The 25,710-nt window shown below is 45.1% G+C and carries 23 protein-coding genes; 8 read left to right on the top strand and 15 right to left on the bottom strand.

Annotation, left to right across the window (positions count from 1 at the left end):
- Window positions 1–30: 30 nt before the first annotated feature.
- The 9 genes from nqrE to ACK8OT_RS05500 all read right to left on the bottom strand — a co-directional run bounded on the left by nqrE (window position 31) and on the right by ACK8OT_RS05500 (window position 8,874).
- Window positions 31–639: an NADH:ubiquinone reductase (Na(+)-transporting) subunit E gene (nqrE, locus tag ACK8OT_RS05540; protein WP_410195509.1), complete on the bottom strand. Its 609-nt coding sequence runs from the start codon at window positions 637–639 to the stop codon at window positions 31–33.
- Complete coding sequence (locus tag ACK8OT_RS05535) at window positions 639–1,265, bottom strand: NADH:ubiquinone reductase (Na(+)-transporting) subunit D (protein ID WP_410195508.1); 627 nt, start codon at window positions 1,263–1,265, stop codon at window positions 639–641. The genes nqrE and ACK8OT_RS05535 overlap by 1 nt, the downstream gene beginning before the upstream one ends.
- Entirely contained in the window at window positions 1,258–2,037 is a 780-nt protein-coding gene (locus tag ACK8OT_RS05530; protein WP_410195507.1) for a Na(+)-translocating NADH-quinone reductase subunit C, read from the bottom strand. Before ACK8OT_RS05530 ends, ACK8OT_RS05535 begins: the two co-directional genes overlap by 8 nt.
- Window positions 2,030–3,238 carry an NADH:ubiquinone reductase (Na(+)-transporting) subunit B gene (locus tag ACK8OT_RS05525; protein ID WP_410195625.1) on the bottom strand — a complete coding sequence of 403 codons (1,209 nt, stop codon included), beginning with the start codon at window positions 3,236–3,238 and terminating at the stop codon, window positions 2,030–2,032. The genes ACK8OT_RS05530 and ACK8OT_RS05525 overlap by 8 nt, the downstream gene beginning before the upstream one ends.
- A complete protein-coding gene (locus tag ACK8OT_RS05520) occupies window positions 3,238–4,575 on the bottom strand; it encodes a Na(+)-translocating NADH-quinone reductase subunit A (RefSeq protein WP_410195506.1) in 1,338 nt (445 codons plus the stop codon). The genes ACK8OT_RS05525 and ACK8OT_RS05520 overlap by 1 nt, the downstream gene beginning before the upstream one ends.
- Window positions 4,576–4,979: 404 nt before the next feature.
- On the bottom strand, window positions 4,980–6,086 hold the full coding sequence (locus ACK8OT_RS05515; protein ID WP_410195505.1) for a TRAP transporter substrate-binding protein: 1,107 nt from the start codon (window positions 6,084–6,086) through the stop codon (window positions 4,980–4,982).
- A gap of 78 nt (window positions 6,087–6,164) precedes the next feature.
- Window positions 6,165–7,544 carry a TRAP transporter large permease gene (locus tag ACK8OT_RS05510; RefSeq protein ID WP_410195504.1) on the bottom strand — a complete coding sequence of 460 codons (1,380 nt, stop codon included), beginning with the start codon at window positions 7,542–7,544 and terminating at the stop codon, window positions 6,165–6,167.
- Complete coding sequence (locus ACK8OT_RS05505; RefSeq protein ID WP_410195503.1) at window positions 7,544–8,101, bottom strand: TRAP transporter small permease subunit; 558 nt, start codon at window positions 8,099–8,101, stop codon at window positions 7,544–7,546. Before ACK8OT_RS05505 ends, ACK8OT_RS05510 begins: the two co-directional genes overlap by 1 nt.
- Before the next feature lie 179 nt (window positions 8,102–8,280).
- On the bottom strand, window positions 8,281–8,874 hold the full coding sequence (locus ACK8OT_RS05500) for an alpha-ketoglutarate-dependent dioxygenase AlkB family protein (protein WP_410195502.1): 594 nt from the start codon (window positions 8,872–8,874) through the stop codon (window positions 8,281–8,283).
- Between the two features lie 93 nt (window positions 8,875–8,967).
- On the opposite strand from ACK8OT_RS05500, the gene ACK8OT_RS05495 reads away from it, so the two are divergent.
- The 5 genes from ACK8OT_RS05495 to pntB all read left to right on the top strand — a co-directional run bounded on the left by ACK8OT_RS05495 (window position 8,968) and on the right by pntB (window position 15,236).
- Window positions 8,968–9,531: a YajG family lipoprotein gene (locus tag ACK8OT_RS05495; RefSeq protein WP_410195501.1), complete on the top strand. Its 564-nt coding sequence runs from the start codon at window positions 8,968–8,970 to the stop codon at window positions 9,529–9,531.
- A gap of 12 nt (window positions 9,532–9,543) precedes the next feature.
- Entirely contained in the window at window positions 9,544–10,125 is a 582-nt protein-coding gene (locus ACK8OT_RS05490) for a peptidylprolyl isomerase (protein WP_410195500.1), read from the top strand.
- Window positions 10,126–10,449: 324 nt separating this feature from the next.
- Window positions 10,450–11,928 carry an AmpG family muropeptide MFS transporter gene (locus ACK8OT_RS05485; RefSeq protein WP_410195499.1) on the top strand — a complete coding sequence of 493 codons (1,479 nt, stop codon included), beginning with the start codon at window positions 10,450–10,452 and terminating at the stop codon, window positions 11,926–11,928.
- A 375-nt stretch (window positions 11,929–12,303) separates the two neighbouring features.
- A complete protein-coding gene (locus ACK8OT_RS05480; RefSeq protein WP_410195498.1) occupies window positions 12,304–13,833 on the top strand; it encodes a Re/Si-specific NAD(P)(+) transhydrogenase subunit alpha in 1,530 nt (509 codons plus the stop codon).
- Between the two features lie 11 nt (window positions 13,834–13,844).
- Window positions 13,845–15,236: a Re/Si-specific NAD(P)(+) transhydrogenase subunit beta gene (gene pntB, locus ACK8OT_RS05475; protein ID WP_410195497.1), complete on the top strand. Its 1,392-nt coding sequence runs from the start codon at window positions 13,845–13,847 to the stop codon at window positions 15,234–15,236.
- 90 nt (window positions 15,237–15,326) lie between these two features.
- Here the strand turns inward: pntB and ACK8OT_RS05470 are convergent, their stop codons facing one another.
- From ACK8OT_RS05470 to ACK8OT_RS05460, 3 genes are read right to left on the bottom strand one after another with little or no spacing between them, the layout of a single operon-like run.
- On the bottom strand, window positions 15,327–18,386 hold the full coding sequence (locus ACK8OT_RS05470) for an efflux RND transporter permease subunit (RefSeq protein WP_410195496.1): 3,060 nt from the start codon (window positions 18,384–18,386) through the stop codon (window positions 15,327–15,329).
- The gene (locus ACK8OT_RS05465) at window positions 18,383–19,414 is read right to left on the bottom strand and encodes an efflux RND transporter periplasmic adaptor subunit (protein ID WP_410195495.1); all 1,032 of its coding nucleotides are present in this window, start codon (window positions 19,412–19,414) and stop codon (window positions 18,383–18,385) included. Before ACK8OT_RS05465 ends, ACK8OT_RS05470 begins: the two co-directional genes overlap by 4 nt.
- Complete coding sequence (locus tag ACK8OT_RS05460; protein ID WP_410195494.1) at window positions 19,415–20,488, bottom strand: efflux RND transporter periplasmic adaptor subunit; 1,074 nt, start codon at window positions 20,486–20,488, stop codon at window positions 19,415–19,417.
- 163 nt (window positions 20,489–20,651) lie between these two features.
- Here ACK8OT_RS05460 and ACK8OT_RS05455 point away from each other — a divergent pair, with 163 nt between their 5' ends.
- Complete coding sequence (locus ACK8OT_RS05455) at window positions 20,652–21,401, top strand: TetR/AcrR family transcriptional regulator (RefSeq protein WP_410195493.1); 750 nt, start codon at window positions 20,652–20,654, stop codon at window positions 21,399–21,401.
- 36 nt (window positions 21,402–21,437) lie between these two features.
- Here the strand turns inward: ACK8OT_RS05455 and ACK8OT_RS05450 are convergent, their stop codons facing one another.
- Window positions 21,438–22,298, bottom strand: a complete 861-nt coding sequence (locus ACK8OT_RS05450; protein WP_410195492.1) for an AraC family transcriptional regulator — start codon at window positions 22,296–22,298, stop codon at window positions 21,438–21,440.
- Between the two features lie 145 nt (window positions 22,299–22,443).
- On the opposite strand from ACK8OT_RS05450, the gene ACK8OT_RS05445 reads away from it, so the two are divergent.
- Entirely contained in the window at window positions 22,444–23,817 is a 1,374-nt protein-coding gene (locus ACK8OT_RS05445; RefSeq protein WP_410195491.1) for an MATE family efflux transporter, read from the top strand.
- Window positions 23,814–24,161 (top strand): MGMT family protein, encoded by a 348-nt coding sequence (locus ACK8OT_RS05440; RefSeq protein WP_410195490.1) that lies wholly within the window; start codon window positions 23,814–23,816, stop codon window positions 24,159–24,161. The genes ACK8OT_RS05445 and ACK8OT_RS05440 overlap by 4 nt, the downstream gene beginning before the upstream one ends.
- A gap of 10 nt (window positions 24,162–24,171) precedes the next feature.
- Here ACK8OT_RS05440 and ltaE read toward each other — a convergent pair whose 3' ends face one another.
- On the bottom strand, window positions 24,172–25,185 hold the full coding sequence (gene ltaE / locus ACK8OT_RS05435) for a low-specificity L-threonine aldolase (protein ID WP_410195489.1): 1,014 nt from the start codon (window positions 25,183–25,185) through the stop codon (window positions 24,172–24,174).
- Window positions 25,186–25,262: 77 nt separating this feature from the next.
- Window positions 25,263–25,703, bottom strand: coding sequence for a type IV pilus modification PilV family protein (locus ACK8OT_RS05430; RefSeq protein ID WP_410195488.1), 441 nt, complete (start codon window positions 25,701–25,703; stop codon window positions 25,263–25,265).
- Window positions 25,704–25,710 lie beyond the last annotated feature (7 nt).

The following is a 25,710-nucleotide window of genomic DNA, read 5'->3' as shown; positions in this document are numbered from 1 at the left end:
TTGCTTCAGGGGCCTAGGTAGGCCCCGAGATTACAACTGAATACCAGAGAAAGACATGAAGCCCAACGCCATTAGACCTGAAGTGATAAAGGTAATACCTAAACCACGAAGGCCATCTGGCACGTCTGCGTATTTCATTTTCTCACGGATACCAGCAAGTGCAACAATTGCCAACATCCAACCAACACCACTGCCTACGCCGTATACAAACGACTCGGCGATGTTGTATTCACGTTGAACCATAAACGATACACCACCGAAGATGGCACAGTTCACCGTGATTAACGGCAAGAAAATACCCAATGCTTGGTACAACGCAGGGAAGTACTTATCCAGAACCATTTCTAAGATTTGTACTAGTGCCGCGATCACACCGATAAAGGTGATATAACCTAAGAAGCTTAAGTCTGCATCGCCAAGGCCAGCCCACTCAAGTGCACCCGGTGCAAGTAAGTTGAAGTAAATGATTTGGTTAACAGGTACAGAAATCGCCAATACCACGATAACTGCAACACCTAGACCAAACGCTGTTTTTACTTTCTTCGAAACAGCAAGGAAGGTACACATACCTAAGAAGAAAGCTAACGCCATGTTCTCAATGAAAATTGAGCGAATAAATATACTTAAATAATGTTCCATTAGTCCTTCGCCTCAACCTGTTCAGGCTTGTATGTTCTGATTGCCCAGATCAATAACCCGATGATAAAGAACGCACTTGGCGGCAACAGTAATAGACCATTACTTTGGTACCAACCACCTGCTGACGTTAATGGCATAATCTCAATACCGAATAGCGCACCAGAACCAAAGAATTCACGGATACCACCAACAGCAATCAGAATGAAACCGTAACCTAGACCGTTACCGATGCCGTCCATGAAACTTGCGCCCGGAGGACTCTTCATTGCATATGCTTCAGCACGACCCATTACGATACAGTTAGTAATAATCAAACCTACGTAAACAGATAGCTGCTTAGAAAGTTCGAATGCCACTGCTTTCAGTACTTGGTCAACCACGATTACCAACGACGCGATAATCGCCATTTGCACGATAATACGAACACTGCCAGGAATGTGGTTACGAATAATCGAAATAAATAAGTTAGAAAATGCCGTTACGAATGTTACCGCTAAGGTCATTACAACGGCTGTTTCAAGCTTACTAGTTACCGCTAGGGCAGAACAAACACCCAAGATTTGCAGTGCAATCGGGTTGTTTGAAATAATCGGTCCTGTTAGGACGCTTTTTGCTTCACTAGCCATTGTTTAGCTCTCCTAGACCTAGTTTTTTCAGGTAAGCACCATAACCCTGCGCACCCAACCAAAAGTCAAAGGTATGCTGGATACCCGCCCCCGTTAAGGTAGCACCAGATAAACCATCAACACCGTGTACGTCACCCGCAGCCGCGCCGCCTTTAACGATTTTGATGGCAGCATTACCTTGCTCATCAAACAATTTCTTGCCTGGCCAAAGTGCTTTCCACATAGGGTTATCTACTTCACCACCTAGACCCGGTGTTTCACCGTGTTGGTAGTAAGTGATACCGTCAACTGTGTTGCCATCAGGTTGTACCGCAACAAAAGCGTACATCATGTTCCAAAGACCCGCGCCGCGAACAGGCACGATAACTCGCTCAAGGTCACCCGAATCGCTTTTAACTAGGTAAACAAGGCCTAAGTTTTCACGGCGAGAAAAGCCCGCTTTAGCTTGTTCAGGTGTAAGCTTAGTGCTCATGCTTGGGTCTTTCGCGGCTGCCAGAGGATCATATTCGTCAGCGTTTACTGCCGTAGAGTATTCACCAGTAGCTAAGTCCACTACTCGGGCTTCAATGTTTTTAGCAAACACATCTGCCATTTTTTGTGAGCCAACTTCTAAACCAGAAACGGCCAAAATATTTTTTTGCTTATCTAATAATGCGTTCGCTTGCTGAGTTGGACGTAAACCCACTGCAGCAACAGAAACAACAATAGAACAAGCTAGACAAACTCCGACTACAACCGAGATAGTTTTGCCTAAAGATTCTTTACTAGCCATTGCGTGCAAGTCTCCGTTTAACGTTTGACTGAACAACCAAGTAGTCGAATAACGGGGCGAACAAGTTAGCAAATAGGATTGCTAGCATCATGCCTTCTGGGAAAGCAGGGTTTACCACACGAATAAGGACTACCATTACACCAATCAGTGCACCGTACATCCACTTACCATTGTTGGTAAATGATGCCGACACTGGGTCAGTTGCCATAAACATCATACCGAATGCAAAGCCACCCATAACTAGGTGCCAGTGCCAAGGCACAGCGAACATCGGGTTGGTGTCTGAGCCGATCGCATTGAACAAGAATGCGGTTACGCCCATACCTATCATCACACCTGCCACAATGCGCCAAGATGCAATCTTGGTAATCATTAGGAAGGCACCACCGATTAGGATAGCTAAGGTAGATACTTCACCAATTGAACCTTGCATGTTACCAATGAAGGCATCCATCCAAGTCATTTGTGCAGTTACCGCTTCCATACCACCGTTAGCCGCTAGGCTAAGTGAAGTCGCGCCTGAGAAACCGTCTACCGCAGTCCACACTGAGTCACCCGAGATATCTGAAGGGTATGCAAAGAATAGGAATGCACGACCAGCTAATGCAGGGTTTAGGAAGTTACGGCCAGTACCACCAAAGATCTCTTTCGCGATAACAACACCGAAGGTAATACCGATAGCCACTTGCCACAGCGGAATTGAAGCTGGAACAATCAAGGCAAACAACACAGAAGTAACAAAGAAACCTTCGTTGACTTCATGGCGACGTACGGTTGCAAATAGCACTTCCCAGAAACCACCTACGATGAATGTCACCGCATAGATAGGAAGGAAGTACATGGCACCAAACATCATATTGGCAAACACGCCAGCATCAGCGCCCATGGTTACACCGAGCATTTGCAGGATAGCAACACGCCAATCGTCAAATGCTACGCCAGCACCCGTGGCAATCGCTTCGTTAGCTTGAAAACCCACGTTGTACATACCATAAAACATGGTTGGAAACGTTGCTAACCAAACGAAAATCATGATGCGTTTTAAGTCGATACCATCACGAACGTGAGAGCGACCTTTGTTTACAAAACCTGGGGTATAAGCAAACGTGGCAGCGGCTTCATAAAGCGCATACCATTTTTCGTGTTTACCACCAGGTTCAAAATGAGGCTCTAGATCCTCAATAATTTTTTTCAACATTATTAGCCTTCCTTCTCTATCGTGGTCAAACAGTCACGAAGAATAGGACCGTAGTCATACTTACCAGGACATACGAAGGTACATAAAGCCAAATCTTCTTCATCCAACTCTAAGCACCCTAAAGCCTGTGCACTATCTGTATCACCTGCAATCAAGTCACGAAGTAACATGGTTGGCAAAATATCAAGGGGCATGACGCGCTCATATTGACCAATAGGCACCATGGCACGATCACTACCACCTGTTGTAGTGGTGAAATTGAATAGCTTTTTAGTAAAACGAGATGCAAATACGTTAGCCACAGAGAATTTATTGAAGCCCGGAGCACCCCAACCTAAAAACTCTTTCTCGCGACCTTCAGCCAGCACAGACACTTGATTGCTGTAACGGCTTAAGTATGCAATCGGACCTGTTGCGTTAGTGCCGTAAAATACGGAACCGGAAATAATACGATTTTCACCCTCTTTCAGCTCACCTTTAGTCAGCTCAACTACACTTGCGCCTAAACGCGTGCGAACTAAGCGAGGCTTATTTACTACAGGGCCAGCAAGCGACACCACGCGTTCTGTGTATAGTTCACCGGTTAAGAACTGATGACCAAACGCAATCACATCTTGGTAATTAATAAACCAAACCTGTTTGTTAGCGCTAACTGGTTCGAGGAAGTGAATATGAGTGCCCGGCAAACCAGCTGGATGCGGGCCAACAAAAACATGCTCTTCAACATTTGCTGCCGTGGCTTTTGGTAAGTTCGACTCACCTTTACACACGTAAACTTTACCTTCGGTAAGACGGGCAATCACTGCCAAACCGTTTAGGTATGCTTGTTCTTGTTGATTAATGATAACTGCTGCGTCAGCCGCGAGCGGATTGGTATCCATGGCGGTGACAAAAATAGCTGCAGGGCTGGCGTCAATCGCAGGAACCTTATTAAAAGGTCGGGTACGAAATGCCGTCCATGCACCAGATGCAATTAAGTTCTGCTTAATCTTATCTTGGCTTAATGACGCTAGTTCAGTCGCATCGAATTTATCGAACGCTACGCTGTCATCGCCTTTGATAGCGATAACAACAGACTGAAGAACACGTTTGGCTCCACGGTTAATTTCTTCAACTACTCCGGATGCTGGCGCTGTGTATTGCACACCTTCATTCTTTTTATCGACAAAAAGAACTTGGCCTTTTTTTACACTGTCACCGACCTTAACTTTCATGGACGGGCGCATGCCAACATAGTCTTCGCCCAGGGTAGCTACCTTAGTGATGGCGTTGCCATCATGGATTACTTGCTCTGGAGCACCTTGAATCGGGAGATCCAGTCCTCTTTTTATTGTAATCATACTCACTTGCACTACTTTATCGGGAAGAAAGGGTTTGTGCCTAAAGACACTCTATTTATTCGCTAGACTCCTGATCTGACGCTAGTGCTACGTTCCTTTGTAACACCCCTGCGACATGAAGATAACATCCAGCTAAATTTTCAGGCGCTGTATTCTAGCATTAAAGCTGACGAAATCGCCAAAAAAAATGCTTGGTTACAGCATGTCTCCTTTAAAATTCGCGGAGTGATTAACAAATCAAACCATAGATAATGATTTCACTTGTTACAATTATTATTCCGCTGCTTTACAAAACTATAACCAAATAGGTAAAAAAATAGCGGGCAAATTGCCCGCTACTGGAATTGATCTGAATCAAACAAATGTGCCGCTAAGCCTTTACCAATAAGGCATTTTTAGGCGCTTTATTGGTTATCACGCAACTCAATATACGCTTTTGAAGACACCTTGCTGTATTCCTTAGCGTCATTTAAAAATGCCATATAAGCGTCATACACTTTCTTCATTTGCGGATCGTTAGCAACTTGCTCTTGGAGCACTTCTTCACTTAAGGTTTTCAGCTTATGCATTACCTCAGGTGGGAATTGACGTAGCTCAACACCGTGCTCATCCACTAAGGTTTTCAGTGCTTGGGCATTTTTCACCATGTATTCATCAAGCATCTCTTCGTTTGTCGCTTTTGCGGCCACTTCCACTATCATGCGCAAATCAGCAGGTAATGCTTCCATTGCTGCCTTATTCGCCATAAATTCAATGGTCGTACCTGGCTCATGCCAACCTGGGTAGTAGTAGAACTTAGCGGCTTTGTGTAAGCCAAATGCCAAGTCGTTGTATGGGCCTACCCATTCTGTCGCGTCGATCGCACCCGTTTGTAGTGAAGTGAAAATCTCGCCGCCAGGTAAGTTAACCGGCACACCACCAGCGCGCTTAAGCACCTCTCCACCTAAACCAGGTAAGCGCATTTTCAGCCCTTCTAAATCCGCCACCGTGTTAATTTCTTTATTAAACCAACCACCCATCTGAATGTCGGTATTGCCCCCCGCAAGCGGGATTAAATTAAATGGAGCATACACTTCTTGCCATAACTCAAGGCCGCCGCCATTGTGTAACCAAGCATTCATTTCTTGTGCTGTCATACCAAAAGGCATGGTAGAGAAAAACTGCGCTGCAGGTGACTTGCCTTTCCAGTAATAAGCACCCGAGTGGCCCATTTGCGCAGTACCAGCCGACACGGCATCAAATACTTGCAAAGCCGGTACTAATTCACCCGCGCCATATACCTTGATGGTTAAACGACCACCACTCATAACATTCACTTTTTCGGCAAACCGCTCCGGCGCAACCCCTAAGCCAGGGAAATTCTTCGGCCAAGAAGTCACGAGTTTCCATTTAATGTTCTCTTGTTTTACCTGCGCTTGATCATCGGCTTTTTGCTCACCGCAACCAAGCAAAGACAAGCTGGCGGCTGCGGTAATGGCAAAGGCGAAAGCCATTTTGGTTATTTTTTTCATCTCTCTCTCCTGTTACAACCACAAAGTTTATTCGCTGCTGTACTTAAGTTAGTCCAATGGGTAATGCAAGTTGTGTTATTAGTTATATATTTGATCCGGCAACCAAGTTACCAGTTGTGGCCAAATTGCAATGGCAATCAGCACCAACACCTGAATGGCGATATAAGGAGCAACGCCTTTATAAATTTCCCGTGTTGCAACCGAAGCTGGCGCAACACCGCGCAAATAAAATAAGGCAAAACCAAACGGCGGCGTTAAAAATGAAGTTTGTAAATTAACGGCGAACATGATGCCTAACCAGACAGGGTCAAACCCCATGGCCAGTAATACCGGTCCAACTATCGGCACCACCACAAAGGTGATTTCGATAAAGTCCAAAATAAAGCCTAGTAAAAACACCACCAACATCACCACTAACATGGCGCCAACTGGCCCACCCGGCATATTGGTAAACATGTCATGGATTAAATCTTCGCCGCCAAAACCACGAAAAACGAGTGAAAATACCGAGGCGCCAATCAAGATCATAAACACCATACAGGTGATTTTCAGCGTTGAGCGCACCACGTCGGCCATCACTTGTTTATTCATCTTACCTTGCAAAAACGCCAACAAAGTAGCACCAAAGGCACCAACACCAGCGGCCTCTGTCGGCGTCGCTAAGCCAAGAAGAATTGAGCCTAGAACGGCAAATATCAGCAATAAAGGAGGAACTAACGCTTTAAATAGAGCGACTTTAAGTAAAGGATCGCGCTCTTGTTGTTGCTCGGCTATGTTCTCATTGATGGTATCTTTACTGAGCCAGCTCATAAAGAAAACATAGAGCAAATAGCAGCACACTAAAATTAAGCCAGGGACAATGGCTCCAGCAAAAAGATCTCCCACTGACACCGTATCGGGTGAAAATATCCCCATTTTTATTTGCGCTTGTTGATACGCACTAGATAGCACATCGCCTAGTAATACCAAGGCAATCGAAGGTGGGATTATTTGCCCTAACGTGCCCGTCGCACAAATCGTACCGGTGGCAAAGCTCGCCTTGTAACCTTGTTTTAGCATAGTGGGTAACGACAGCAACCCCATGGTCACCACAGTGGCACCCACTATCCCCGTACTGGCAGCTAATAGCATCCCCACCATCACCACGGCGATGGCTAATCCACCTTTCACGCGCCCCATCACTTGACCCATAGAGGTCAGCAATTTCTCGGCCACTTGGGATTTCTCTAACATCACCCCCATCAGGACGAACAAAGGCACAGCCAACAAGGTTTGGTTGATCATGATGCCAAATATACGGTTGGGTAAAGCGCCTAAATAGCTGCCATCAAAGGTGCCCGTGACTATGCCAATGGATGCAAACAGTAAAGCTGTGCCAGCAAGGGAAAAAGCAACGGGGTAGCCGGCCATTAAAACCAGGCAGACCACAGCAAACATGACCAGTGAGATATATTCCATTACAACAATACCTCATCGGTTTGCTGCGCCATTGGCTGGCCCAGTAAGGTAAGTACATTCATTAAGGTTTGAGCTAAGCCTTGCAACATCAGCAGCACAGGCATTAACAGCAGGTTTGTTTTAAGGATAAACACCAAGGGTAAACCACCGGGCTCAGGACTGCCTTCCAGTAACTGCCAAGAGCTGATAACATATTCCCAGCTGCTAAAAAACAAAAATAAACACACAGGTAAAAGTAACAAACAAAAACCTAAGATATCGACCCAGGCTTTAGTGCGCGCAGTAAAGTTGCGATAAAAAACATCAACCCGAACGTGATCATCAAACTTTAAGGTGTAACCTGCACCCAGCATAAAAGTTAAAGCATGAAGATACAGGGTCGACTCCTGCAAACCTATCGAGCCATAATCAAAGCCATAACGAAGCAGTACAACCAGCAGCATCACCGACACCATCAATAGCAATAGCCACGCCAGTGAGTTGCCTAACCAATCCGAACTTTTATTAATGGCAAGCACAACCTTGCGCATTGCTGACGTTGTTTTTGTTTGTTTCAACTAGCACATCCCTGCTTTGTTTCAAATTGGTAACAAGATTAACAATCTGACAATACTAATCTAAAAAAAACATGAAACAACCAAGGCAACAAAAAAACATGAAGCAAATCAAAGCGTGATTGAAATAGCGGGAGTAAACCCCGTCTAAGCCATCGATTTAATAGCACGGAAGTATTAATTCAAATTATGTTGCGAAAGGTTAAATTGATACGAGCAGTACAAGGGCGCTGCGTTTTAGCGATTTGATGCAACCAATGATGTTGCGTACTGCCCGCCATAATCAATAAGCAGCCGTCTGCTAAGGGTAATTCAAACTTTTCACCGCTACGCTTATGACGTAATAAAAACCGCCGAGTTTGCCCCAAACTCAGTGACGCTATCACCGGGTTGCTTCCCAACTCAGGCTCATCATCACTGTGCCAGCCCATGTGATCTTGGCCATTGCGATACAAATTACCAAGTACACTATTAAACGTATGCCCACTCACCTGCTCAATTTGTGACTTGATTGCCGCTAAACAACTTGGCCAAGGCGCTACCGGTAAAGTCAGACCCGAGTAGGTATAAGGCTTATCACCACACCAGAATTGCTGCCTAGGTTGCAACACAGATTTGCCGAACATACGAATTGCTTGCTGCTGCCAATCAAGTTGCTCAAGCTGCTCAAACAAGCGCTGGCATTCACTCGGAGAATAAAACTGAGGCTGCAACCAAAGCTCTCCATCGGTCAGCTCAATTCGCTCTAAACCCTGCTGCTGGTTAAATAAATCCATAAATAATTCTACTTCCTAGGACAATAATGGGATAGATTTTACGCTTAAATACGCTATCATCAGCGCCAACGTATCACAGTTTTTAAGGCTAATATGAAATACCTAATTGCATCACTTTTCGCGATACTCATGCTCGGGGGGTGTTCCTCAACCCTGCCCATCTATCTTCACCTCTCCCCAGACGTAACAGCGCCCAGTTTGCAATATCAAAACGCCCCCAGCATTGCATTAACGTCGGCAGATCTGCGTGTTAATAAGCATATCGTGAGCATTAGCGAAAAAGACAAGAAAACTCAGCTCATCAACAACGATGCCCCCATCAATGACGTGCTTGCCGATAAACTGGGACAAGCGTTAACCAAGCAAGGTGTCCGCATAAGCGCGAACGCCAATACCAAATTCCATTTAGAAGTTATCCAACTAGTAACAGAAGTCAAACAACAACGAACTAAGCACACCGCTAAAAATACCATAGAGCTGCGCTTAGTGATCACCACTCCCAACCGTAAAGTAACCAAGCAGTACAAGAACATTAGTTCAAGTGAAGATTCATTCAGCCCAAGCTCAGCCGATTTAGAAGCCTCGCTCGATAAGCTTCTTGCTAACGTCTTAAGCCAAATGCTGTCTGATAAACAAGTTCAACAAGAAATCAAATAGAAGGACCTATTTATGATGTTTCGTAACTATATTGCCGCTTTTACCCTGCTATTATCGACTTTCATGACTAGCCAGGTATTTGCCGCCAATCCTGAAATTTTAATTAGCACAAATAAGGGCGACATCACCCTAGAGTTGTTCCAAGATAAAGCCCCTGTCACCGTTGCCAATTTTATTGCCTATATTCAGCAAGATGGCTTCAAAGAAAGCATTTTCCATCGCGTTATTCCTGAATTCATGATCCAAGGCGGTGGATTTAAGACTGATTATCAGCGTCTTGCAACAAATGCGCCGATTAAAAATGAAGCCGATAATGGCCTATCCAATAACCGTGGCACCATCGCAATGGCACGCACCAACGATCCCAATTCCGCGACTCGTCAGTTCTTTATCAATCACAGAGACAATCCCAACCTAGATCAAGGCGCTTACGGTGCAGGTTACGCTGTGTTTGGTAAAGTTATTGCTGGTATGGAAGTTGTTGATGCTATCGCTGGCGTGAAAACCGGCACCAGCTCGGCGATGCCAGGGGCTCGTGATGTGCCTAAAAGCCAAGTTGTGATCAACGCCATTAGCTTGGTTGAAAAACAATAATTATACCCAATCAACCTGGAGATGCTTGATTTCAGCAAGAGTTTACAGGCCTTGGCCGCAGGTTAGTTAGGCGCGATGCTGATTTAAGACATAGTTATTCACGGTTGTTACACTACGTTGAAAATCAGCAACAAAGCATAACAACCGACAAAACTCGCCCTTGGGAGTCGCTCTGAATCCTGCATCTTGAGGTGTCTTGGGTATCAATGCCCCCTTGGTGCCGCGCATATTATGCGATTGCACCAAGGGAATACACGCTAGCTCTTGATTTTATTGTATCGGCCTCGCACAATGCCATGGCATTTTTGATTAGAGGTCAAGCCATTGACTAACACCGAGCAAGCTAAACAACCCTTCTTTCTTTCTCTTCGCCAAGCCCTAAGTGTCTACGCCGAAAAACGTGTCGCAATTTTGTTCTTATTGGGGTTTTCAGCTGGCTTACCGATTTTACTGGTCTTTGGTACCTTATCATTTTGGTTACGCGAAGCCGGTGTTGATCGCACCCTGATTGGCTATGCTAGCTGGGCAGGCTTAGCCTATGGCTTTAAATGGGTTTGGGCTCCGATAGTCGATCGCTTACCGCTGCCATTATTAGCCAAATTATTGGGGCGTAGGCGCAGTTGGTTGCTTTTATCTCAGTTACTTATCATGGCTGCTATTACTGGCATTGCATTGACCGACCCGCTAGAAAACCTGGGTCTATTTATCGCTTTTGCCGTCTTGGTTGCCTTTGGCTCTGCCACCCAAGATATTGTTATTGATGCTTATCGTATCGAATCAGCACCAGAAAAATATCAAGCCGCGATGTCGGCAGCCTATTTAACCGGCTATCGCCTCGCCATGATCGTCGCGGGTGCCGGAGCGCTCACGCTGGCAGCATTCTATGCGGCTGATTTACAAGGCTATAGCCGCGAAGCATGGCGCTTTTCTTATTTGATCATGATGCTGTTAATGCTCGTGGGGGTGATCACTTGCTTATTCTGTCATGAACCTCAAGTGGACTTAAGCTCTGCGAATCAAGAACAAGCTCAATTGAAGCAAACCTTAGCTGAAAATGGAATGCCCAAGCCATTGGCTGGGATAGTTGCTTGGTTAAAGATATCTGTGATCAACCCTTTTGCTGATTTCTTCGTACGTTATCGCTGGCAAGCCTTACTCATTTTGGCCTTAGTCGCCACTTATCGTATTTCAGACATCGTCATGGGGATCATGGCCAACCCATTCTATGTGGATATGCAATTCAGCAAAGAGCAAATTGCAGCGGTTACCAAAGTGTTTGGTGTGATCATGACGCTAGTAGGAGCAGGTATTGGCGGTATCTTGATCCACCGCTTTGGCACCATGAAAATTTTATTCCTGGGAGCCTTACTAGCTGCAACCACTAACTTAACCTTCGCATTATTGGCTCTAACCCAGTCTCAGCCAACCCTATTGCAAACTGAAATGACTTGGTTTGATCAAGTTTGGCACCTAGAAGTAACCAACTTTCACTTATTGATTGCGGTTATCTCACTGGATAATTTAAGTGGCGGTATCGCTATCTCGGCATTTATAACCTACCTGTCTAGCTTAACTAACCGAGCTTTTTCAGCGACTCAATATGCGCTATTTAGCTCGGTGATGACCTTACTGCCTAAATTCATCGCCGGTTTTTCGGGCAAATACGTCGATAACTTTGGTTATTTCAATTTCTTTATTGCTTCCGCCGCCATTGGCATTCCGGTGTTACTTTTGATCATCTTGATAGCCCGATATGCCCCCACAACTTCATTAGAAGCAACGCCCGATGAATCTAATCAATAGCATCTTTATTTCGTTGCTGGATCCGCTCAGGTGCGCTGATGCAGAGCCCTCATTCAAACAGAGCACAAAGAACAATTTGCATAAAATGTCATTAATACAGTAAGTAAAAAGAATTTATATACCTAAATCTCGCCCTAATTTTTCTGTTTAGAACTTCCAGTTATAAAAAATGACGTAATTATCCAAAGAAAATGACTCTTTTTTCGCTTATTTAGTGGATTGAACCGGCCATTTTCTCTAGGATGGCGGATAAATGTTGTAAAATAACACCTTTATTGAAAACTAAGCTAAGCCACTGAATCATGATCCAGATCCAGCCTTGTTAATTCGTTATCAGTAAAATGTGCACAAAACTTAATAACTCAGGGAATAACTATGCAGATAGGTGTACCAAAAGAGCTGTTAGAAAATGAAACTCGTGTTGCCGCAACGCCAAAAACCGTTGAGCAACTATTAAAACTCGGATTTTCAGTTTCTATTGAGGCAAGCGCTGGTGAAAAAGCCAGCTTTAATGATCAAGACTATGTTGACGCGGGCGCGACGCTAGCAACCGACGCTAACGCCATTTGGCAATCAGACATTATCTTTAAGGTGAATGCTCCAACCTTTGATGAAATTGATTTAATCAAAGAAGGCGCGACCTTAATCAGCTTCATTTGGCCTGCACAAAACGAAGAGTTAATGGCAAAGCTAAGCAGTAAGAATATTAACGTTCTTGCTATGGATGCAGTGCCACGTATTTCTCGTGCACAAGCACTTGACGCATTAAGCTCAATGGCCAATATCGCCGGTTACCGCGCGGTGATTGAAGCCGCCAACCAATTTGGTCGTTTCTTTACCGGCCAAATCACGGCTGCAGGTAAAGTGCCACCGGCTAAAGTATTAGTTGTGGGTGCAGGTGTTGCAGGTCTAGCCGCTATCGGCGCTGCGGGTAGCTTAGGTGCTATCGTACGCGCAACAGATACCCGCCCTGAAGTGGCAGAGCAAATCGAGTCGATGGGCGCAGAGTTTTTGATGCCCGATTACGAAGAAGACGGCTCAAGCTCAGATGGCTACGCTAAGGTAATGAGTGAAGGCTATCTAAAAGCGCAAGCCGAAATGATCGCCGAGCAAGCCAAAGACGTTGACATCATTATTACTACGGCACTTATCCCTGGCCGCCCTGCTCCGCTTATCATTACTGAAGAAATGGTTCAGTCAATGAAAACCGGTAGCGTGATTGTGGATCTAGCCGCGCAAACCGGTGGTAACTGTGCTTACACCGAACACGGTAAAATTGTCGAAGTAAACGGCGTTAAAATCGTCGGTTACAGCGACCTCCCAGGCCGCCTACCAACACAATCAAGCCAACTTTACGGCACTAACCTAGTTAACTTAATGAAGTTACTGTGTAAAGAAAAAGACGGCAACATCAACATCGACTTTGAAGATGAAGTGATCCGTGGCACCACAGTAGTCAAAGAAGGCGAAATCAGCTGGCCACCACCTGCCATTAAGGTCAGTGCTGCTCCAGCGCAACCAAAAGCAGAGCCTGCACCTGTGGTTGAAGCTAAGCCGGCTAACCCTTGGTTAAAACCTGTTATTGCTGGCCTTGGCGCATTGGCATTCTTCTGGGTAGCCGACAGCGTACCAAGCAGCTTCCTATCTCACTTCACCGTATTTGTACTGGCCTGTGTGGTGGGTTACGGGGTGGTATGGAATGTTAGCCACTCGCTGCACACACCGCTAATGAGTGTAACCAACGCTATCTCTGGCATTATCGTTATCGGTGCGCTACTGCAAGTAGGCAGTGAAAATGGCTTTGCTAGCTTCTTGGCCTTTATCGGCGTGCTGATAGCCACTATTAACATAGTGGGCGGCTTTACTGTAACTCAGCGCATGCTGAAAATGTTTACTAAAGACTAAGGGGATATTCAATGTCAGCAGGAATTATGACAGCCGCTTATATCATAGCCGCTATCCTATTTATCCTTAGCCTTAATGGCTTAAGCAAACAAGAAACGGCCAGACGAGGTAATACTTACGGCATTATCGGTATGGCCATTGCGATTTTCGCCACCGTATTTAGCGATGGCGTCTCGGGTCTAGCTTGGATCATCTTAGCCATGCTTATCGGTGGTGCCATTGGTGTGCACAAGGCCAAAAAAGTTGAAATGACTGAAATGCCTGAGCTTATCGCGGTACTACACTCGTTTGTAGGTATGGCTGCGGTACTTATCGGTTTCAACTCATTCATCGTACCACCTGAAGTGGTACCAGGCCCAGATGCTCATGCCGAGCACATGATCCACTTGGTTGAGGTATTTTTAGGTATCTTTATCGGTGCCGTAACCTTTACCGGTTCGATTGTTGCCTACGGTAAATTAAGCGGTAAATTTAAAAGTGCTCCGCTTAACCTACCCGCGAAAAACTGGCTTAACGTAGCGGCACTAGGTAGCAGCACCTTATTGCTACTGATGTTCGTTAACGCTGAAAACGGCAGCATGTTTGCGCTACTTCTAATGACGCTTATTGCTTTTGCTTTCGGCGTACACTTAGTTGCCTCAATCGGCGGCGCGGATATGCCAGTGGTAGTGTCTATGCTTAACTCTTACTCAGGTTGGGCCGCTGCAGCAACCGGTTTCATGCTATCAAATGACCTATTGATCATCACAGGTGCACTAGTAGGCTCAAGTGGTGCAATTCTGTCTTACATCATGTGTAAGGCAATGAACCGCTCGTTTATCAGCGTTATCTTAGGTGGCTTTGGTTCTGAAGGCGGCACTGTAGCCAGTGATGCTGAGCACGGCGAGCACACCGAAGTGCAAGCCGAAGAAGTAGCAGAAATGCTACGCAATAGCCGCAGTGTGATCATTGTACCGGGTTACGGTATGGCAGTAGCGCAAGCGCAATACCCTGTTGCTGATATCACTCGTAAACTACGTGATAAGGGCGTGAATGTACGTTTTGGTATTCACCCAGTTGCGGGTCGCTTACCTGGCCACATGAACGTACTGTTAGCTGAAGCCAAAGTACCATACGATATAGTGCTAGAAATGGACGAAATCAATGATGATTTCTCTGATACAGACACAGTACTGGTTATCGGTGCTAACGATACCGTAAACCCAGCTGCGAAAGAGCCAGGCTCACCGATTGCGGGCATGCCAGTACTTGAAGTTTGGGAAGCGAAAAACGTAGTGGTATTTAAACGCTCAATGGCATCTGGTTATGCTGGCGTACAAAACCCACTGTTCTTCAAAGAAAACACCTCTATGCTGTTTGGTGATGCAAAAGCGTCGGTAGATAACATCCTACACGCACTGTAAACATCTGTCCCTTTGATGAATCAAGCCAGCTCATTGAGCTGGCTTTTTTATTTCCCTTACGCAGAGATGCCTGAGTAGTGCAACAATCCGTTAAGTGTGATCAGATGGGGTGTATTTTATTTGATAAAAAATAACATATAGTACCGGAACCACTATCAAGGTTAAGATGGTGGCGAAGCCCAATCCAGCGATAATAGTGATGGCCATTGAGCCAAAAAAAGCATCAAATACGAGTGGGATCATGCCAAGCATGGTCGTTAACGCCGCCATACTCACGGGTCTAACCCTCGACATAGCGCTATCAAACACCGCCTGATATTTCTCCTTGCCCGACGCTAACTCAATATTTATCTGATCGAGCAGCACAATACCATTTTTCAATATCATCCCGCTTAGGCTTAATAAACCTAAAAAAGCAGTAAAGCTAAAAGGCATGTTCGTTGCTAATAAACCAAACGACACACCAATAATGGCTAGCGGAACGGTTAACCAAATCACTATGGGTTTGCGCACCGAATTAAACAAAAACATAGTGATAATAAACATCAGTAAGTAGCCCATGGGCAAAGAGCCAAATAAGGCATCTTGAGCTTCTTTGGACGATTCATACTCCCCTCCCCAAGTGATGCTATACCCTAGCGGCAATTCAATCTTTTCAACCAAAGGTCGAATTCGTTTAAACAAGGTATCGGGCGTTTCTTCACCCAATACATCATGGTCGGCAAGCACGGTTAGGGTTCGCTTTCTGTCTTTACGTAAGATAAGCGAGTCATGTGGCTGTAATTCTACGCCATCCAAAATTTGCTCAACGGGGACATAACCTTGGATTGCAGGACTCCAAATTCTTACATTCTGCAACGATTCAAAGTTATTTCTTTCGTCTTCAGTAAGCCTTGCAATAATAGGTAGCAGATCAGTGCCATCTCGCATCAGACCAATCGCTGAGCCGCCAAAGGACAGCTGCAATGTATCGGCAAGATCTTGTTGTGAAATCCCTAACCGCTTAGCCTTAGCTTCGTTAAATAATGGCACTATCCTATCGACTGGCTGACGCCAGTCATGACGTACATTGCGCGTACCGGGATCGGCATTAAGTACTCGTTCCACCTCTTGGGCAATGTCTCGTAATACTTGCGGATCAGGCCCGCTAATTCGAGCTTCTATTTTTGAGGCTGGCGAAGGACCGAATTCCATTAACTTAAAATGAAACTCAGGGATGGGGAACTCGGCGGCGAGTTTTTCATCCAATTGACGCAGCAACTCGAACATGACGTCACGATTTTCTGTCCTGACTTGCAACTGACTATAAGCTTGATAAGACTTTTGCGGCTCATAAGTTAATGCAAACCGCTGAAGACCTTGGCCAATTGAAGTCGACACAAAGGTGACGTTATCTTGCTTTGCGAGATAACGACTTACCTGCTCGGTTTTTGCAATTGTCGATCTGATGTCTGTCCCTTCAGGCATCCACAAGTCGATATAGAACATAGGTGTATTAGAAGGTGGAAAGAAGCTTTGCTTAACCGCACCAAAACCCACAACGGCAAAAGCTAATAATCCAATTAAAGCCGCGACGGTTAGCCACCTCAATTTCATCGCCCAGGTCAAAATGGCGCCAAAGACCACAAATAACGCGCCTTTATAAGGGTCGCTGTCTGCGTCGGGCACTTCTTCCTTGAGTAATAGACTAGCTAAAAACGGCGTCAGGGTCAGTGCGGTCACCCAGCTGAGAAACAAAGAATAACAAAGTACCCAAAATAGCGAACCCATGAATTCGCCCGACGCATCTTGCGACAATCCGATGGGCGCAAATGCCGTTATCGCTATGATGGTGGCCCCAAGTAAAGGCCATTGCGTCTGCTTAACGATGTCAACCGAGGCTTGTAAACGTGTTCGACCTTTTTTCAGGCCAACTAAGATGCCTTCAACAACCACGATGGCATTATCAACCAACATACCTAAGGCAATAATCAATGCGCCAAGGGAGATACGGTGCAGCTCTACCTTGTTGTATTCCATCAAAATAAAGGTACCAAAAACCGTTAGTAGCAAGACAATACCGATGATCAAGCCACTTCTTACGCCCATGGCGAATAGTAATACCACCAGCACAATCGCCACCGCCTCGGCTAGGCTGATAACAAAATCGTTAACAGACTTTTCAACTTCGGCAGACTGATTATAGAAGTAGTCAATGTTTAGTCCCATTGGCTTGATTGATGCTAAGGCTTGCAGCTTTTCTTCAATCTTTTTCCCCACATCAACCACATTCACACCAGCTGCAAAAGAGACGGCAACGTTAATGGCGGGCTGACCATCAAATGTCACTAAGTGGATCGGCTTTTCAGCAATGCCTCGGCTAATGGTGGCCACGTCTTTTAAGTAAATTAAGTTACCTGTGTGGCGGCCGTGGATAATCAGGTTTTCTAAAGCTGTAACACTACTCATATCAACGTCAGGCTTAATCGTCATGGATTTACCATTGATCATGACCTCGCCAGAGGGCTCCACACTATTTTGCTGGTTGATCATCCCCGCTATTTGAGCCATGTCTAAATTGAGAGAAGCGAGTTTATCAAGTGACATTTCAACATGAATTTCTTCTTGTTGAGTGCCGGCAATATCTACCTTACCGACCCCGTCAATCAATTCGACTTCACGCCTAAGTTGCTTCGCGTAGCGCTCCAGTTCAATTAACGAAAAATCTTTACCTGTTAGCATCAGCATGATGCCATAGACATCGCCAAAGTCGTCCATGATTTGGATATCTCCCACTCCCGGAGGTAGAGCTGGGCTGATGTCATTAATCTTACGTCGCATTTCATCCCAGATTTGCGGTAACTCATCGGGCCCGTGAGACATGCCCATGGTGACCATAATTTGAGACAGACCGTTACTGGAAATAGATGTAATCTTATCTATGTATGGAAGCTTTCTTATTTCTTTTTCAAGAGGGTAAGTCAGCTCTTCTTCAACTTCATGGGCCATTGCCCCAGGGTAAGGCGTGATGACCATGGCATCTTTAATGGTGAAAGCAGGATCTTCTAACCGTCCCAATTCTAAAAAGGATATTGCGCCTCCTGCGGCAAGCAGCACAATAAACATCCAACTGATTACTTTGTTTTTGATTGAGTATTCTGCGATGTTCATTGAAAGTCTCCTACCACTGCCTGGCCTTCGGACAACTTACGCAAACTAGAGTTAGCAAGGATCGCTCCTTGGTTGATAGGCGCCTTAATCAAGATCCCCGAAGCACGAATAGCAACCAGCTCAACGGGAACTGCATGTGTAGCCTGTTCATTAACTTGCCAAACGTGGTAAGCCCCAGCACGCACATCCAAAACCGTTGCTGGAACCAAGAAGGTATTCGTCGACAGCGAATTTTCAACTAAAGTAACATAGGCTTTTGTACCAGGTGGTACTGGGCTCTCTGGCGCATCTGCCGTTAGCCATAGTTTGTAGTTTTTACTTTGTGGATCGGGTTGATACGTGTGCTGTAAATATCGCATTGTAATTTTTTGCTCGCTCTTTCCTTGGTCTAACACGACCTGGTATTCCTTGTGTTTAAAATCCTCGCCGAACTGTGTCAGTAAGCTATCACTCACGGTTAATTCAACATCTAACCTATCATCACGATAAATGGTTAACACTGGTTCACCGGGCGATACAAACTCGCGCTCTTCCACATGAGCTTTTGCTATCACACCGTTAACTGGGGCATACAGATAGGTATATGAAAGCTGCCTTTTCGCAAGTTGTTTACTGGTTTTACGCAGCGCAAAATTGGCTTTGGCATGATCAAGCTCCGCATCAGAAACCATGGCTTTTTTATATAGCTCTTGAGTACGAATCAATTGACTCTGTGCCAATCTCAGGTTGGCTTTAATCTCATTAAGTTGATGGACCTTCTTGGTATCATCTAAACGGGCAAGCACTTCGCCCGCTTTGATTTGTACACCTTCTTCAACAAATATTGCTTCAATTCGACCTTCTATCCGAAAGGACAAAAATGTTTGATCTGCCCCGACGACTAAGCCAGGAACTTGCCGCGCTAGGGCATGCTCAGCCGACTTAACTTGAAATGTTTCAATCCATATCGGCGGCTTTTCACGGTGGCTAATCTCAGGTGTACAAGCAAAAAGGCTCAACAAGCACACAACCATGCTTAAGTTTTTCATTTAGATCCCCCTCTCTTGCAGCCAAGGGCGAATCGCCTGCCCATGCTTGAGCTGAGTATTGCCTGCAACCACCACTAAATCCCCGTTTGCCAGTCCCTGAATAACATTTCCCGCTTGGTCTAAGGTGACATCAGTTAAAACAGCAGCCTCGCTCACTGGGTCATATACAAAAACTCTGGCTTTTTGCCCTTGTTTAGATACCCAAGCCGATTCATGTAATTGATAAGAGGTTAAGGTTTGTGGCTGAGGTAGCAGGATTTCAGCACTCATACCTGGGAGCCAGCTATGTTTATCCAATGAATCAGAGACAAGAGTTAATGCATAAGAGTTTGTCTCTTCATCTGGTTGACTAGTCATTTCTTTAAACTTGGCTTCATACCTGACGGATGGGCTGCCTGCTAATTGCATTTCATATCGCCCCTGTAACAGTCCATCTGAGTGAAACTGGTTGTAGAGTTCCACAGGCAGTAAAGCTTTGACTTCAGCAATATTGGGATTAGCTAATGACACTATGGTTTGGCCAGCTGCGACAACTTGAAAACTGTCTGCCAATTTGGCTGCAATGATTCCGTCAAAATCTGCGTAAATTTTGGTGTTGTTTAAGTCACTTTGAGCAACACTCAATGATGCTTTCGCGGAATCATAACTCGAGAGTTCATGCTCGTATGAATCTTTACTAATCAAAGCTTGTTTATAGAGACGCTTTACACGTTCGAAATTGGCCTTTGCTAGCTTAAATTCCGCTTTTTTTATCTCAAGCAACAAACGGTGATCTTCGCCATCGAGCTCAGCAATTAAGTCTCCTTGCTTAACCTCTTGTCCTATCGAGACATGAAGCTTCTCCATAAAGCCACCGACTTGAAATGACAGATCAGCTCGGTCACCCGCATCTAAGTAACCTATCAGCTTAACCGGCGCATTCACTGCTAAGGCATTCACTTCTAATACTTTTACAGGTTGAACTTGAACATTCTTAGCTACCGTGCCGGACTTAGCTTGCTCACAACCAACCGCAAGTAAAGATAGGCCTAACACAGCAATACAGCTGCATATATGTGCAGAAACAGGTCTCATTATATTCCCCCAAAAATTAACTATCCACCTGTACAATATAATAAACACTCCATAACGATCAATATATTTTCCAGTTGTACAATAAAGTAAATAGGGTAATATCAAACTGAAAAAATCTGTTAAGAACTAATCTGTGTAAATCTGTGCAAAAACGAAGAGCTTTATGAATCAAAGAAGACAAGGGCGTAGAAGCGCTGAAGATGCCAAAAAAACGCGAATAATCATCCTGCAAACAGCAGCAAATATGTTCTGTGAACTAGGCTTTGAGAGAGTGTCACTGCGAAATATCAGTGAAAAGGCCGGCGTGTCTCATAGCCTGATCCGTCACCACTTTGGTAGTAAAGAACAGATTTGGTACGCCATTAGTGAGGGTTTAGATGCGTATATAAAGAAATATATGCTTGAGGTTATTAGCCATTTTCCTAAGGGCCAATCAGCTAACCTAACGCTGTATTTATTTGTCGTGAGAATGCATGCCATGCTCCTTGAATTTAAACAACCCATACAGTTGATGGCGGATGCGATGCGCCAAGAAAGTGAGTTATATGATTATTTTCTCGATGACTCGGGTGAGATAGACAATTTAGTTAATGGCTTAACAGACCAATTTAATCTCGCGAATCCTGAGAACCAGGTGAAAGCGTGGGAAATCAAATGGCAGCTAATTATGTCTGCACACGCTGCAGCAAGTATGGCCCCTTTTATGATAGAAACTTGGCGCAGTGAAACAGCGGATCCTGAGCAATGTTTACTGTTGCACTGGGAGCTTTTTAACAAACAAATGGCAGCCACCTTTAGAATTGATGACAGCGACATGCTTCACCCCAGCAAGGTTTCCGACTTGGTCTACCATGTTCCATGCGAGTGGGGAGAGTGTAACCTGATACTGAATAATAGCTCGGCTGAAACCTGAGCATTATTGGGCACGGGTTTCAATTTTTGGTTTTTGCTACATGGTACTTTTAGTATCAAACGGCTTTTGTTTCATCGTGCTTGGGGATACACCAAAATGCTTCTTAAACCGATTGGAAAAGTTGGCAACATCGGAATACCCCAGCGCCAAGGCCACTTGGCCTACCCCCCAACGCTGCGTAACCAGCAAGTGTTTCGCTCGCGCCATTTTGATTTGAAATAAGTACTGCTTGGGGCTCATTTTTAAATGTTGTATACATAAACGGAAAAAGTGCGGCTCAGAATAATGCAGCTTGTCGGCCAGCTCACTAACCGACCAGGGGTGATGTAATTGCTGCTCTACTTGGTTAAATAAGTGACGCAACTTAATTTCGATACCACTTTGCTGGCCTTGCTTAAATAAAGATTTATGTGCAAGTTGTAATAACATATCTAAACAGTTGACCGCTAAGCCGGACTGATCACTGCCTAACTTGGCTTCCGAAAAGTACATATTCATGGCATGAAAAATGGCTTGAGCGTGTTCGCAATAACTCACTTCAGGCTCACCATTGGCTAGCCCTTGCCACTGCTCGTTGTTTTCTAAAATCAGCCAAGCCACTTGCCACTCAATAGCATCAAGCTGAAAACCATGAATAGTGCCCGCTGGCAGCAAGGTTAAAGTGTCGGCCTCAATCACCTTCTCAGCATTAGGCGTTAACATCTTTCCCTGGCCTTTGATGCTATACAACAACACATGGAAATTGGGCCGAGTTCGACGCACTAGAAAATGCTCTCGCGCTAAGCTCGTACCACACAATATAATCCCCTGATCTTGTAGGTATTTAGCTTCTTCTGGACCAAAAAATACTTCTTGGCAGGCATCCGCCGCCTCACAACAGTCTTGCCAAAAATCCATAAAGTTAACAAATGATAGTTTAGAACAACATGTTGCGAGTTTACACTATGCTAACAATTGGCAAAAGCAGTTATAGTTACTGGGTCTTATAAATCAACACCTGATCGAATCTTTTCGGTTTCCCGTTGAACCATGAGGAAGCAGGATGAGGAACAAGATAGCAACCGCCACCCACCCCGACTTCTTAGCGAAGTTATGGCAACTGGCACTGCCTATCTCATTGCAATCATTCTTGTTTTCTTTGCTAGGCTTGGTCGATATCTTAATGGTCGGTCAGCTTGGTGAGGCCGAAGTTGCCGCGGTTGGACTGGGAAACCGAGTCTTTTTTTTCAATCTTCTGATCATTTTCGGTTTATCCGGTGGCGTGAGTGTCCTCGCCGCACAGTATTATGGTAAAGGTGAAGTCTCTGGCGTTCGTCGCTGCTTAGTGTTGGCGCTGCTTTGCGCTGTCGCGATATCGCTGCCATTCGCTATTTTTTATACCTCTGATCCAGAGCAAATTATCGGTTTTGCCAGTGACGCTCCAGCCTTGATTGAATTGGGCTCAGTGTATTTAAAAATTACTGGGGCAACCATTTTATTTACCGCAATCGTTGTCCCTATCGAAGCGGCGTTAAGGGCCGTGGGGGATGCTAAAACCCCAACCAACATTGGCATCCTAGCGATTATTCTCAATGTGTTTTTAAACTGGGTGCTGATTTTTGGCCACTTAGGTTTTGATGCCATGGGCGTAGAAGGCAGCGCTTGGGGTACTACCCTATCCCGATTATTTCAAACCTTACTGCTTATCGCGTACGTGCTACGAAAACGACGCTTGATAGTGATCACTAAACCCGATATCTATCAGGCTCTACATACTAAAGAAATCAAACGTTTTGCCTTAATCGCGGTTCCTTTGCTGATCCATGACGGTTTTTGGGCATTTGGCGTGTTGGTTTACAGTTTTATTTTTGCTCGTATTGGCGTGGATGAGCTCGCGGTTATGAGTATGCTGGCCTCTGTTGAGGGCAGTATTTTTGCCTTGTTTGTTGGTTTTGCAGTAGCCTGCTCAACCATGTTGGGCCATGAATTAGGTGCCGACAAATACGATCAAGCTTGGCAGCAGTCGTGGGTGTTTATTATTTTTAGTCCGATATTAGCCATTATAATGACGTTAGTGATTTTGCTGTTTAAAGATCAGATAGCCAGCATTTTCAGTGGCTTTGAAGGTGATACCCTAGAAAGTGCCATCAGCGTGTTAACCATCATGGCATTGGCTCTGAGCATCAAGGTGCTTAATATGGTTGGTATTATGGGGGTTTTACGCAGCGGCGGGGATGTTAACTACAGTATTTTTATCGACCTATTTTGCATGTGGTGCATTGGTATTCCACTGGCATTTGTCGCGGCTACCGTATGGGGCTGGCCGTTATATTTAGTCTATTTGTGCTCGCTCAGTGAGGAGATAGTGAAGGCCGTGATGGTTGTGTTTCGCGTTCACCGTAAACTTTGGTTAAAAAACTTGGTAACCGATCGTTGAAATCTAAAGCAGATAACAAATACCAAAGGATCTACCAAGTCGTCGCCTTGATCCCTTACGGACAAGTTGCCAGCTATGGCCAAGTTGCTGATTTAGCGGGTCTACCTAAACATGCTCGCTTGGTCAGTAAAGCGTTAAAACTGGCTCCTGAGCACTTAAACCTACCTTGGCATCGCGTCATTTCGAGCCAGCTTAACATCGCTTTTCCAGCAGCAACACCTATGTACTTAGCGCAAAAGCAGTGCCTGTTGGCAGAAGGGGTTACTTTTAAAGGTAACAAGGTGGCAGCGCAATACCGTTGGCAACCGGATTTATTCACCTTGTTACAGCAGTTAGAACATTAACAAAGCACAATTAGTTTTCGAGTATATAGCTTTTAATACTTGCCACCAGCTTGTCTATCATCCCTTTATTGACATCTAAATGCGTAACTAGACGTAGCACTTGTCCACCGGAAATTAAGATCCCTTGACTTTTTAAGGCTTCTGCAAGCTTATCGAAATTGACTTGAGCAGATTTAACAAACACCATATTGGTTTGCACCAACTCAGGCTTAACCACAAGCTCACCTATTTCAGCGAGTTGATTGGCTAAGTAGGCCGCATTATCATGATCTTCAGCCAGCCTAGCCACATTATGCGCTAGTGCATATTGACCAGCCGCAGCCAGCATGCCGGCCTGACGCATACCGCCACCGCAGGTTTTACGCCAGCGTCTAGCTTGCTCAATAAAGCCTTTACTGCCCAATAATAACGAGCCAACCGGGGCGCCAAGCCCCTTAGATAAACAGATTGAGGCCGAATCAAAGTACTGCACTAGCTCACTAATTGGCACATTTAATTTAACCGCAGCATTAAAGGCACGCGCACCATCTAAATGCATTCGCAAGTTATGCTCAAAGGCTAGCGCTTGCGTTGCTGCCATATACTCTTGGCTTAACACCTTACCATTAATGGTGTTTTCCAAAGAGATCAGTTTGGTTTTAACGAAGTGGATATCATCGGCTTTAATGGCAGAGCGAACCTTAGTTAAATCCATGCTGCCGTCACTCAAGTTTTCAATCGGTTGCGCTTGGACAGACCCCAGCACAGCCGCACCGCCTCCTTCATACAAATAATTGTGAGCTTGTTGACCACAAATATATTCATCGCCGCGACCACAATGAGTCATTAAGGCTAATAAGTTGGCTTGGGTTCCTGAAGGAGTGAACAAGGCGGCATCAAAGCCCAGTAAATCCGCTGCGTATTCCTGTAAGGCATTAACACTTGGATCATCTTGGTATACATCATCACCGACAGGAGCTGTGAGCATCGCTTGGCGCATCTGTGCGCATGGTTGGGTTACGGTATCACTTCTAAAGTCAATCATAAGCAGGCCTAGCTAGCGGAAAAGTTGGCAAAGTATAACCGAGTTACAAAGCGCAAAGAAAAGGAAGTGATGAAAAATTAGTTCCCGGTAAGATCGCGAAAAATATTGTCGGATGAAAATTGACTTAATGGGCTGAGAAAGCCGCTCAACTGGACTTCATGGGCGGTTTGATTGATACCCTGCCAAGCCACAGAGATGTCAATTTTTTTCGGATTAGTAGTGCCATCTAACAACTTTAATTCTTCCACTTCCCATTTCACTTCGTAGGTGTAAATACCATAGTGCTGTGGACTCTCATGACCACTGGCAATCGCTTCAAAGTCAGCAGGCGTTAAAAAGTCCTTAAAGTCTTCCATTTTTGCTTGCGCAAGCTCAAGCGCAACCAAGCGGGCTTCCGCTTGACTGCTTTTGAGAAACAAGTGTTTTTGCAATTTAACCGTCGCCATTACCGCCACGCTGATAATCAGCACGGAGATAAGTATTTCGACTAAGCTAAATCCTTGCGCTTTACGTTGCATATTATAA

It is taken from the genome of Motilimonas thetidivivens (genome assembly GCF_046452435.1).
In the GTDB taxonomy this organism is placed as follows: Bacteria; Pseudomonadota; Gammaproteobacteria; order Enterobacterales; family CBDFNC01; genus Motilimonas.
The sequence above is the reverse complement of the archived record's forward strand: the minus strand, read 5'-3'. Positions and strand labels throughout refer to the sequence as shown.

What these genes read in the sequence shown, in the direction of transcription:
- pntB (WP_410195497.1), top strand. Translation starts at nt 13,845, where the DNA reads ATGTCAGCAGGAATTATGACAGCCGCTTATATCATAGCCGCTATCCTA.
- ACK8OT_RS05510 (WP_410195504.1), bottom strand. Translation starts at nt 7,544, where the DNA reads ATGGAATATATCTCACTGGTCATGTTTGCTGTGGTCTGCCTGGTTTTA.
- ACK8OT_RS05515 (WP_410195505.1), bottom strand. Translation starts at nt 6,086, where the DNA reads ATGAAAAAAATAACCAAAATGGCTTTCGCCTTTGCCATTACCGCAGCC.
- ACK8OT_RS05495 (WP_410195501.1), top strand. Translation starts at nt 8,968, where the DNA reads ATGAAATACCTAATTGCATCACTTTTCGCGATACTCATGCTCGGGGGG.
- ACK8OT_RS05480 (WP_410195498.1), top strand. Translation starts at nt 12,304, where the DNA reads ATGCAGATAGGTGTACCAAAAGAGCTGTTAGAAAATGAAACTCGTGTT.
- ACK8OT_RS05430 (WP_410195488.1), bottom strand. Translation starts at nt 25,703, where the DNA reads ATGCAACGTAAAGCGCAAGGATTTAGCTTAGTCGAAATACTTATCTCC.
- ACK8OT_RS05465 (WP_410195495.1), bottom strand. Translation starts at nt 19,414, where the DNA reads ATGAAAAACTTAAGCATGGTTGTGTGCTTGTTGAGCCTTTTTGCTTGT.
- ACK8OT_RS05445 (WP_410195491.1), top strand. Translation starts at nt 22,444, where the DNA reads ATGAGGAACAAGATAGCAACCGCCACCCACCCCGACTTCTTAGCGAAG.
- ACK8OT_RS05455 (WP_410195493.1), top strand. Translation starts at nt 20,652, where the DNA reads ATGAATCAAAGAAGACAAGGGCGTAGAAGCGCTGAAGATGCCAAAAAA.
- ACK8OT_RS05500 (WP_410195502.1), bottom strand. Translation starts at nt 8,874, where the DNA reads ATGGATTTATTTAACCAGCAGCAGGGTTTAGAGCGAATTGAGCTGACC.
- ACK8OT_RS05535 (WP_410195508.1), bottom strand. Translation starts at nt 1,265, where the DNA reads ATGGCTAGTGAAGCAAAAAGCGTCCTAACAGGACCGATTATTTCAAAC.
- ACK8OT_RS05460 (WP_410195494.1), bottom strand. Translation starts at nt 20,488, where the DNA reads ATGAGACCTGTTTCTGCACATATATGCAGCTGTATTGCTGTGTTAGGC.
- ltaE (WP_410195489.1), bottom strand. Translation starts at nt 25,185, where the DNA reads ATGATTGACTTTAGAAGTGATACCGTAACCCAACCATGCGCACAGATG.
- ACK8OT_RS05470 (WP_410195496.1), bottom strand. Translation starts at nt 18,386, where the DNA reads ATGAACATCGCAGAATACTCAATCAAAAACAAAGTAATCAGTTGGATG.
- ACK8OT_RS05490 (WP_410195500.1), top strand. Translation starts at nt 9,544, where the DNA reads ATGATGTTTCGTAACTATATTGCCGCTTTTACCCTGCTATTATCGACT.
- nqrE (WP_410195509.1), bottom strand. Translation starts at nt 639, where the DNA reads ATGGAACATTATTTAAGTATATTTATTCGCTCAATTTTCATTGAGAAC.
- ACK8OT_RS05450 (WP_410195492.1), bottom strand. Translation starts at nt 22,298, where the DNA reads ATGGATTTTTGGCAAGACTGTTGTGAGGCGGCGGATGCCTGCCAAGAA.
- ACK8OT_RS05520 (WP_410195506.1), bottom strand. Translation starts at nt 4,575, where the DNA reads ATGATTACAATAAAAAGAGGACTGGATCTCCCGATTCAAGGTGCTCCA.
- ACK8OT_RS05530 (WP_410195507.1), bottom strand. Translation starts at nt 2,037, where the DNA reads ATGGCTAGTAAAGAATCTTTAGGCAAAACTATCTCGGTTGTAGTCGGA.